Here is a 2,690-nt window from a genome sequence, read left to right as displayed (position 1 = left end):
ATCTCGTTCAACAGCTGCATCATCGTCCGCTGGACCTCGGCGTCCCCGGAGGTCTTCGAGTCGGTCCGCTTCGAGGCGACGGCGTCGATTTCGTCGATGAAGATGACGGCGGGTTCGCGCTCCTTGGCGAGTTCGAAGAGGTCACGCACCAGGCGGGACCCCTCGCCGATGAACTTACGAACGAGTTCGGAGCCGGCCATCTTGATGAACGTCGCGTCGGTGTGGTTGGCGACGGCCTTCGCGAGCATCGTCTTCCCCGTCCCTGGCGGCCCGTACAGCAGCACCCCGGAGGGTGGGTCGATGCCCACCTCGCGGAACATGTCCGGGCGTTCGAGGGGGTCCTCGACGGCCTCGCGCACCTCACGCACCTGTTCGTCGATGCCGCCGATGTCGTCGTACGTGACGTCGGGCGACGCCTCGACCTCCATCGCCTGCGCGCGGGCGTCGGTTTCGTCCGACAGGAGCGTCTGGATGGCGAACGAGTCGTTGATGGCGACGCGGTCGCCGGCGGCGACTTCCTCCTCCAGTCGGGGCGATACCTCGGTCAGCACCTCCTGGTTGTTGCCGTGCTGTTTGATGATGACGCCGTCGTCGTTCTCCTCTTCGACCGTCGCGACGTACAGCGACGACGACTTGAGCGTCTCGTTGCGACGCTTGAGCTGGTCGACCTCCGTCTGGAGGGACTCGGTGCGCTCGTCGGCCTCCTCGAGGCGCGCTTCGAGCTCCTCGTTGACCGAGCGCATCCGCTTGTAATGCTGTTTGATCGCCGAGAGTCGCTCGCCATCGGACATCTCCGGGTCCAGATCGAGGCGGGGACGCTCGGGTAACGACGGACTCCGTGACATCAGTTGCCCGCACTAAGAACCCCTCATAAATGTGCCTTTGGGTCGCGGGAACGTTTCGGGTGTCGCCGTCTCAGCGCCCACAGCGCCCGAAATCGGCTCAGAGCAGCGACGCGGCCTCGTCGAGATAGTCGCCGTACACCGCGAGCGCCCGCTCGATCGGTTCGGAGTCGGTCAGGTCGACGCCGGCCGTCCGGAGGACCTCCAGCGGGTACTCCCGGCCGCCGAGACGGAGCGCCGCACGGTAGTCGGCGGCCGCGGGTTCGCCCTCGTCGAGGATGCGCTCGACGATGGCCGCCGCCGCCGAGATGCCCGTCGCGTACTGGTAGACGTAGAAGTTGTAGTAGAAGTGCGGGATGCGCATCCACTCCCGTTCGATGCGCTCGTCGGCGACGGCGGGTTCGTAGAACTCCTGCTTCAGTTCGCCGTACATCGAGTCCAGTCGGTCGGGCGTGAGCGCACCGTCCGCCTCGACGACTTCGTGGATCTGTTGCTCGAAGTCGGCGAACATCGTCTGGCGGTACAGCGTCGACCGGAAGCGTTCGAGGTACTGGTCGAGGACGTGCATCCGGAACTCGTCGTCGTCGACGGTGTCCAGCAGGTGATGCGTGAGCAGCGTCTCGTTCACCGTCGAGGCGACCTCTGCGGTGAATATCTCGTAGCTCGCGTACTGCCAGGGCTGGCTCTCGTTCGCGAGTTCCGAGTGCATCGAGTGGCCCAGTTCGTGTGCGAGCGTGAACATCGACTCGACGTCGTCCTGGTAGTTCATCAGGATGAACGGCTGGGTGTCGTACGTCCCCGCCGAGAACGCCCCCGAGCGTTTCCCGCGGTTCTCGTAGACGTCGACCCACCGCGAGTCGAGGCCCTCGGCCATCCGCTCCTGGTACTCCTCGCCCAGGGGCGCGACGGCGTCCGTGATGTACTCGACCGCCTGTTCGTACTCGACGGTGGGCGACTCCTCGCCCGTCAGGGAGATGTAGAGGTCCCACATCCGCAGGTCGTCGAGGTCGTGCGCGTCACGCTTCAGTTCGGCGTGGTGGTGGAGGTGGTGGAGGTGTCTGCGCACGGTGTCGAGGAGCGTGTCGTACACCTCGACGGGAACGTTCGGACCGTCGAGCGCGGCCTCGCGGGCGGTGTCGTACCCCCGCACGTCGGCCATCGTGACGTCCTTCGTGACGCTGTTCTTCAGCGCGGTGCCGACGGCGTTTCGCACGTCGGCCCACCGGTCGTAGAACTCCTCGTGGACCGTCCGTCGGAAGTAGCGGTCGGGGTGTTTCTGCAGTTTCGTGAAGTTCGACTGGGTTATCTCGACGGCCTCGCCCTCGGGGTTCTCGACCGTCGGGAACTCCATGTCCGCGTTGGTGAGCATCGAGTAGACGTCGCTAGCCGCACCCGTCACCTCCGAGAGGTCCGCCAGCACCTCCTCCACCTCGGTCGAGCGGGTGTGGGGCTTCATCCGGAGCACGTCGTCGAGGTAGTGTTCGTACGCCTCCAGGTCGGGTTCCTCCTCGACGAGTGCTCGCACGTCCTCGCGGGAGAGCGCCTGGAGTTCGGGTTCGACGTAGGAGGTGGCGCTCTGCGCCTCCGTCGAGAGCGACTGCGCTCTGGCCGACAGCGCCTGGAACTCCTGGTTTCGCGTGTCCTCAGCGGAGCGGAGGTTGGCGTAGGAGACGACCTTCGAGAGCTCGCGCATCACCTCCTCTTCGAGTTGCAGAATCTCCAGCAGGGTCTCGCCGTCCTCGGTGACCTGCCCCTCGAACTCCGTCAGTTCGGGGAGACGCTCTTTGACCTCCGCGAACGCCGCCTCCCACTCCTCGTCCGAGTCGTAGATGGAGTCGAGGTCCCACT

Annotated in this window: 2 protein-coding genes; both read right to left on the bottom strand. The window is 65.5% G+C overall.

Going from position 1 to position 2,690, the window contains the following annotated elements:
• A partial coding sequence (locus tag ACESK5_RS19075; protein WP_372913165.1) for an AAA family ATPase occupies positions 1 to 845 on the bottom strand: 845 nt, incomplete at its 3' end.
• 97 nt (positions 846 to 942) lie between these two features.
• The coding region (gene pepF / locus ACESK5_RS19070; RefSeq protein ID WP_372913164.1) for an oligoendopeptidase F at positions 943 to 2,690 on the bottom strand (1,748 nt) is incomplete at its 5' end.

Source organism: Salinigranum sp., assembly GCF_041641895.1.
Lineage (GTDB): Archaea > Halobacteriota > Halobacteria > Halobacteriales > Haloferacaceae > Salinigranum.
The sequence above is the reverse complement of the archived record's forward strand: the minus strand, read 5'-3'. Positions and strand labels throughout refer to the sequence as shown.